This window comes from Mycobacterium sp. NS-7484 (assembly GCF_001953975.1).
Classification (GTDB): Bacteria; Actinomycetota; Actinomycetes; order Mycobacteriales; family Mycobacteriaceae; genus Mycobacterium.
Map to the genome: position 1 here is coordinate 1 of NZ_MBEJ01000072.1, position 6,671 is coordinate 6,671.

Consider the following 6,671-nt stretch of genomic DNA (forward strand, 5'->3'; position numbering starts at 1 on the left):
GCACGGGGGGCTTCCGGACGAGCGGATCGCCGCGGTGCAGACCGGAGGCTGCCCGCACACCGCGATCCGCGACGACATCACCGCCAACCTCGATGCGATCGAAGACCTGATCGAGGCGAACCCGAGACTTGATCTGATCCTCGTCGAATCCGGTGGCGACAACCTCACCGCGACATTCTCATCGGGTCTGATCGACGTGCAGATCTTCGTCATCGACGTCGCCGGCGGCGACAAGGTGCCGCGCAAGGGCGGCCCGGGCGTGACGTTCTCGGATCTGTTGGTGGTCAACAAGACTGATCTGGCCCCGCTCGTCGGTGCGGATCTGGACGTCATGCGTCGCGACGCGGCCAAGGTGCGCGCGGACCGGCCGACGGCGCTCATCTCTCTCACCGAGGACCCGTCGTCGGGGCCCGTGCTGGACTGGGTGCGCGAACAGCTGAAGGTTGTCCAGGCCTCCTCGACATGATGGACTCCACCGTCGTCATCGTGGCCACCCCGGGGCGGATACCGCGAATCGAGGCCACCGGCGGGTTGGCCGGCCGCCGTACCGGGCCCGACACCGTCCACCTCGTCTCCACCGCCGCCACGCCGCTGGGCGGTGACACCGTCACGGTGCGTGTGGTGGTGGAAGCCGGTGCCCGCCTGCGGATTCGCACGGTCGCGGCCACGATGGCACTGCCGGGTGCCCACACGCGTGAATCGACAGCGGGTTGGGAGCTCGACGTGGCAGGGCAGTTGGATCTCGATCCGGAGCCGACGGTGGTGGCCGGTAATTCGGTGCACCGCAGCGCGACGCGGCTGCAGCTCACCGAATCCGCGCACGTGCGCATTCGTGAGCGCATCCAGATCGGCAGAACCGGTGAGCGCGTGGGCTTCTGGTCGGGTGCGTTGCATGCCGATGTGGAGTCGGTGCCGCTGTTGCGTCATCGCATCGAGCTGGGCTGTGGCGCCGTGGGAGACGACGCGATCGCCGCGCCGCGCGCCTGCATCAGCGAACTGCGTTACCCTGCAACCTCATTCGAGACGGCCGGAACGGTATTGGAGCTGGCTCGTGGCGGCAGCCTGGCCACCTGGCAGGGTGACCGGCTGCCACCAGAGACCACAAACGGCTAGGACGCCGCTCTCTCGGTTTCCTGTACGGAGGCCGCGATCTCCTCGAGCTCCTCGATCCTGGTGCGCGCGTAGGCCTGCTGCTCGGTGATGGTGAGCTGACCGCGCTTGGTGCTCAGGAACGTCACCGTCCACGACAACAGCGTGACGATCTTGGTCTTGAAGCCCACCAGGTACACCAGGTGCAGGACCAGCCAGCACAGCCAGGCGAAGAACCCGGCGAACTCCAGCTTGCCGACCTTGGCCACTGCCGAGAACCGCGACACCGTGGCCATCGACCCCTTGTCGAAGTACTCGAACGGGGCCCGGATCTTCGGGCTGGTGCCGCTGACCTCACGCTTGATCAGCTTGGCGGCGTACCGCCCGCCCTGGATCGCGCCCTGCGCGACGCCGGGCACCCCCTCGACAGCGGCCATGTCGCCGACCACGAACACGTTGGGATGACCCGGCAAGGTCAGGTCGGGCTGCACCTTGACCCGGCCGGCACGGTCGAGCTCGACTCCGGACTGCTCGGCCAGGTCTTTGCCCAGTGGGCTGGCCGAGACCCCGGCCGACCACACTTTGCACGCCGATTCGATGCGCCGGATGGTGCCGTCGGAATCCTTGACCGCCAGCCCGTTACGGTCGACGTCGACCACCATGGCGCCGAGCTGAACCTCGACCCCCATCTTCTCCAGCCGTTCGCGGGCCTTGCGGCCGAGCTTGTCTCCCATGGGCGGGAGCACGGCCGGCGCGGCGTCGAGCAGGATCACCCTGGCCTCGGTCGGATCGATGTGGCGGAAACTGCCGCGGAGCGTCTGATCGGCCAATTCGGCGATCTGCCCAGCCATTTCGACGCCGGTCGGACCTGCGCCCACCACCGTGAACGTCAAAAGCTTGGCGCGACGCACCGGGTCGCTGGACCGTTCAGCCTGCTCGAACGCGCCCAGGATGCGCCCGCGCAGCTCCAGCGCATCGTCGATGGACTTCATACCGGGCGCGAACTCGGCGAAATGATCGTTGCCGAAGTACGACTGCCCGGCACCGGCAGCGATGATGAGACTGTCGTAGGGCGTCGAGTACGTGTGCCCCAGCAGGACGGAGTCGACCGTCCGCTTCTCCAGGTCGATGTGGGTGACGTCACCCAGCAGCACCTGGGCATTCTTCTGCTTGCGCAGGATCACCCGGGTGGCCGGGGCGATCTCGCCTTCGGAGATGATGCCGGTGGCCACCTGGTAGAGAAGAGGCTGAAACAGGTGATGCGTGGTGCGGGCGATCAGCTTGACGTCGACGTCGGCACGTTTGAGGGTCTTGGCGGCGGTCAGACCGCCGAAGCCCGATCCGATGATGACTACTTTATGCCGATCCGATGCCGTAGCTCCGGGATGGCTCATTGCTGCTCCTCGCGGACGTGTTTGCCACTCGATACAACCGACAGGTTAGTCGGCATCATTCCCTCGGGTGCGGCGAGATGCCCACCGAACCGAATGTCTACCCGGATATCATCGGCTTCAACACCTCGGCGACGGCCGTGATGCCCCCGGGGTTGTAACCGGTGAGGTGGGTGGTCGGGCTCAGGATCACTCCGTCGATTCCGGCGTCGAGAATCTTGGTCTTGACCTGTTCGGCCACCTGCTCTGCGCTGCCGAACACCACTTGTTGCTTGACCTCGTCGGGGATCATGTCGGCGGTGATGTTGTCGTCGATCATCGTGAACACCAGCATGCTGGTCTCCAGAGTTGCCGGGTCACGGCCGATCGCCTCGCATTGCTGCTTGGCAACTTCCACCTTGCGGGGTAGTTCGTCGAATCCGGCGATCACGTTGAGGTGGTCGAAGAATCGAGCCGCCAGCGGAATGGTCTTCTTCTCGCCGCTGCCGCCGATCATCAGTGGGATGTGGTCCCGGAAGCGGGGTTCGGCGAACGCCTCCTCGGTCCGGTAGTACGTGCCGCTGAAGGTCGCGCGCCGGCCCTCGAGCATCGGCAGAATGATCTGCAGTGCTTCGTCCAGTTTCTTGAAACGTTCGGTGAAGGTACCGAATTCGTAGCCGAGGCTGTCGTGCTCGAGCTCGAACCAGCCGGTGCCGATGCCGAGGATTGCGCGGCCGGCGCTGATCACGTCGAGCGTGGTGATGGCCTTGGCGAGAAGGGTCGGGTTGCGGTAGGTGTTGCCTGTGACCAGCGTGCCGAGTTGGACGCGTTCGGTTGCGGTCGCCAGTGCGCCGAGCGCGGTGTAGGCCTCCAGCATCGGCTGGTCGGGAGTACCGATCTGCGGCAGTTGATAGAAGTGGTCCATCACGAAGACGGAGTCGAAGCCGGCGGCCTCGGCTTCCTGTGCCTGGGCGATGACGGTCGGAAAGAGTTCGGAAACGCCGGTGCCGTAGGAGAAATTGGGTATCTGGAGTCCGAGTCGGATTGTCACTGTTCCGACCCTAGCGCGCTATCCCAGAGTTGCCATGGCACCGCGACTGACGTGCATCGTCTGTCCGGTGATGTGGCGAGCTGCCGGTGTGCTCAAAAAGACTGCCAGGCGGGCGAATTCGTCCGCCGTTGACGGCGGGGTGGTACCGAGGCCATCGTATCCGGGCTCGGCGGTGAGGCCGGGCGCCACGGCGTTGACGGTGATTCCCCTGGTGCCGAAGTACGCGGCCTGACCGGCTGTCCAATCGCTGAGGGCCGCCTTGATGGCAGCGTCGGCGCTGCCATCGCGCGGACTGGCGGCAACCACGTTGATGATCGATCCGCCGGACCGCAGGTGGTCGCCGACGATCTGCACGGTCAACGCCGCCGAGACCACGGTGGCATCGAGCGCGTTGTGCCACGCGCCGGCCAGATCGGCCAGGGTGAACGTGCGCGGGTCCTTGGCCTCGAACAGCGGCGCCGGGACATTGACCAGGGTGTCGATGTGATGGGGGAACAGGGTGCGGGCGTTCTCGACGCTTGCCGGATCTGTGTTGTCGAACACGATCGAGGAGATGTCGAGCTGCTTGGCGTTCAGCTCCAGATCTTCGCGGCGCGCGCCGGCGATGATCACATTGTGGCCGGCATCCAGGAAACCTGCCGCGATCACGCGGCCGAGTTCGGTGTCACCGCCGGTGACCAGCACCTCCGCCATGATGTACCTCCATGTACCCGGGGATCGCCGCGCCGGACGGGGGCGATCCCCGTCGATGTTACTGGACGGTAGCTAGGTGGTGAAACCGGCGCGCCCGGTGCGGCCTCGAATAAGGTTGCGGCAATGATCGGACCCAACGCTGCGACCTGCGTCGACGTGGCAGGCGTGGGCCCATCGTGACGAATCCGCCGCCACTGCCGCGCTGGATCTATCTACCTGCGGCGCTCGGCACGATATTCGTGGTGCTGCCTCTCGTGGCGATGGTGGCCAAGGTGGACTGGCCGCAGTTCGGTTCGTTGATCTCCAGTGAGTCCTCGACCGCGGCTCTGCGGCTCAGCCTGCAGACCTCGTTGGCCAGCACGGCGTTGTGCGTGCTGTTCGGGGTTCCGCTGGCGTTGGTGCTCGCCCGCGCCGAGGGGCCCGTCACCCGCGTCGTACGTCCGTTGATCCTGTTGCCCCTGGTGCTGCCTCCGGTGGTGGGCGGCATCGCGCTGCTGTACGCATTCGGTCGGCTGGGACTGATCGGCCGGTATCTGGAGGCCGCGGGCGTGCAGATCGCTTTCACGACGGTTGCGGTGGTGCTGGCGCAGACCTTTGTCTCGTTGCCTTTCCTGGTGATCTCCCTGGAGGGGGCCGCACGTACCGCGGGAGCCGATTTCGAGGTCGTCGCCGCGACGCTGGGCGCCTCGCCTGCGACGGTGTGGTGGCGGGTGACGCTGCCACTGTTGCGGCCGGGGTTGGTCTCGGGTGCCGTGCTCGCCTTCGCGCGCTCACTCGGCGAGTTCGGCGCGACGCTGACGTTTGCGGGATCACGGCAGGGTGTCACCCGCACGCTGCCGTTAGAGATCTATCTGCAGCGCGAGAGCGACGCCGACGCCGCCGTGGCGTTGTCGGTGCTGCTGGTCGCCGTGGCCGCCGTGGTGGTTGTCGGGCTGGGCAGCCGCCGGTTGCGGGCAGGGGGCTGGGGGTGACGCTGCAGGTGCGGGCCGTCGTCGAAAGCCGCTGCCTTGACATCGAATTCGATGTGGCGCCGGGGGAGGTGCTGGCGGTGCTGGGCCCCAACGGTGCGGGAAAGTCGACCACGCTGCACGCGATTGCGGGGCTGGTCGCACTCGATGCGGGACGCATCTCGGTGGGTGACCGGGTTCTGACCGACACCGCGGCGGGCGTGCACGTACCGACGCATGCCCGCCGCACGGGCCTGTTGTTGCAGGATTCGCTGCTGTTCCCGCACCTGAGCGTGCTGGCCAATGTCGCATTCGGCGCCCGTGCCGGTGGGCTCGGTCGGCGGGCCGCGCACGAGAAAGCCCGGCACTGGTTAGCAGAGGTGGATGCGACAGAGCTGGCAGGCCGTCGCCCGCGCGGGTTGTCCGGCGGTCAGGCTCAGCGGGTGGCGCTGGCCCGGGCGTTGGCCGCCGATCCCGAGGTGCTCTTGCTGGACGAACCGCTGGCCGGGCTGGACGTGGCGGTGGCGGCATCGATGCGCAGGGTTTTGCGGCGGGTGCTGGCCGCTGCCGGCAGATGCGCCGTGCTGATCACCCATGACCTGCTCGACGTGCTGACCCTGGCCGATCGGGTGGTGGTTGTCGACGCTGGTCGCATAGTCGAAAACGGTTCAGCCACAGAGGTATTGGCGGCACCTCGGAGTCATTTTGCGGCCCGGTTCGCCGGGGTGAACCTGGTCGGCGGGACGGTAACTGCCGACGGTGCGCTGGCCACCTCCTGGTCCGCGACCTGGCACGGCACGCCGGCGGTCGAGATGCCACCGGGCACGCCGGCGGTGGCGGTCTTCTCGCCGTCGTCGGTCGCGGTGTACCGCCAGCAGCCCCATGGCAGTCCGCGTAACACGGTGGCGGTGACGGTGGCCGAGCTCGACAGCAGGGGTCCGGGTATCCGGGTGCGGGCCGAGGAACAACCCGACGGCGCGCCCGGCCTGGCCGCCGACGTCACGGCGGAGTCAGCGGCTGAGCTGCGCTTGGCGCCGGGGGACACGGTCTATTTCGCGGTGAAGGCCCAAGAGGTGGCGGTCCACCCCGCACGGCGCGCGTAACGCCGGCCGGGGTGGGTTCGACTCATCTGTTGAAGGCCCGTCGAGGCGGGTGCAGGGGGTGGGTTGCCAGGCTCGGCGTGGCGCCTGGGGCCCGCGTGTGCCAGCAACGCGTCATACCCGCGTTCAGGTGGGATCTTTCGAAGTGCGGCAAATTCTCGTTTGAACACTCTAAGAGCAACTCACACTTGCGTCACGGCGGTAACACGGTAGTTTCTTCCCCATGGACGAGTCGGACGCGATGTCTCATCGGCGCAGAGGTCTGTCGAAGAAGCTGGCGTTGGCCGCGATCACCGGCGCGACGGCGGCGGCGGTAGCGCTGCCGACGGTGGCGTATGCGGATCCGGTACCGGCCCCCCCGGCGCCGGCCCCCGCGCCGGCACCCGCTCCAGGCGCACCTGCGCCCGCACCGGCTCCAGCA

The 6,671-nt window shown here is 67.3% G+C and carries 8 protein-coding genes; 5 read left to right on the forward strand and 3 right to left on the reverse strand.

Going from position 1 to position 6,671, the window contains the following annotated elements; translation table 11 throughout:
* Together A5733_RS13060 and A5733_RS13065 are read left to right on the forward strand one after the other, a co-directional pair.
* A partial coding sequence (locus A5733_RS13060; protein WP_076240420.1) for a GTP-binding protein occupies window positions 1-466 on the forward strand: 466 nt, incomplete at its 5' end.
* Entirely contained in the window at window positions 466-1,113 is a 648-nt protein-coding gene (locus A5733_RS13065) for an urease accessory protein UreD (protein ID WP_067773520.1), read from the forward strand. The genes A5733_RS13060 and A5733_RS13065, both read left to right, overlap by 1 nt.
* On the opposite strand, the gene A5733_RS13070 is transcribed toward A5733_RS13065, so the two are convergent.
* The 3 genes from A5733_RS13070 to A5733_RS13080 form a co-directional block, all read right to left on the reverse strand.
* Window positions 1,110-2,483, reverse strand: coding sequence for an NAD(P)/FAD-dependent oxidoreductase (locus A5733_RS13070; RefSeq protein WP_067773523.1), 1,374 nt, complete (start codon window positions 2,481-2,483; stop codon window positions 1,110-1,112). The genes A5733_RS13065 and A5733_RS13070 overlap by 4 nt on opposite strands.
* 97 nt (window positions 2,484-2,580) lie before the next feature.
* Entirely contained in the window at window positions 2,581-3,510 is a 930-nt protein-coding gene (locus tag A5733_RS13075) for an LLM class F420-dependent oxidoreductase (protein WP_076240421.1), read from the reverse strand.
* 18 nt (window positions 3,511-3,528) lie between these two features.
* Window positions 3,529-4,203, reverse strand: coding sequence for an SDR family oxidoreductase (locus A5733_RS13080; RefSeq protein ID WP_067773529.1), 675 nt, complete (start codon window positions 4,201-4,203; stop codon window positions 3,529-3,531).
* A 176-nt stretch (window positions 4,204-4,379) separates the two neighbouring features.
* Here A5733_RS13080 and A5733_RS13085 point away from each other — a divergent pair, with 176 nt between their 5' ends.
* The 3 genes from A5733_RS13085 to A5733_RS13095 all read left to right on the forward strand — a co-directional run.
* Window positions 4,380-5,174 (forward strand): ABC transporter permease, encoded by a 795-nt coding sequence (locus A5733_RS13085; protein WP_076240422.1) that lies wholly within the window; start codon window positions 4,380-4,382, stop codon window positions 5,172-5,174.
* Window positions 5,165-6,253, forward strand: a complete 1,089-nt coding sequence (locus tag A5733_RS13090) for a sulfate/molybdate ABC transporter ATP-binding protein (protein ID WP_076240423.1) — start codon at window positions 5,165-5,167, stop codon at window positions 6,251-6,253. The genes A5733_RS13085 and A5733_RS13090 overlap by 10 nt, the downstream gene beginning before the upstream one ends.
* Window positions 6,254-6,473: 220 nt before the next feature.
* Window positions 6,474-6,671 (forward strand): APA family fibronectin-binding glycoprotein (locus A5733_RS13095; RefSeq protein ID WP_304528746.1); only part of this gene is annotated, 198 nt, incomplete at its 3' end.

What these genes read in the sequence shown, in the direction of transcription:
- A5733_RS13080 (WP_067773529.1), bottom strand. Translation starts at nt 4,203, where the DNA reads ATGGCGGAGGTGCTGGTCACCGGCGGTGACACCGAACTCGGCCGCGTG.
- A5733_RS13065 (WP_067773520.1), top strand. Translation starts at nt 466, where the DNA reads ATGGACTCCACCGTCGTCATCGTGGCCACCCCGGGGCGGATACCGCGA.
- A5733_RS13070 (WP_067773523.1), bottom strand. Translation starts at nt 2,483, where the DNA reads ATGAGCCATCCCGGAGCTACGGCATCGGATCGGCATAAAGTAGTCATC.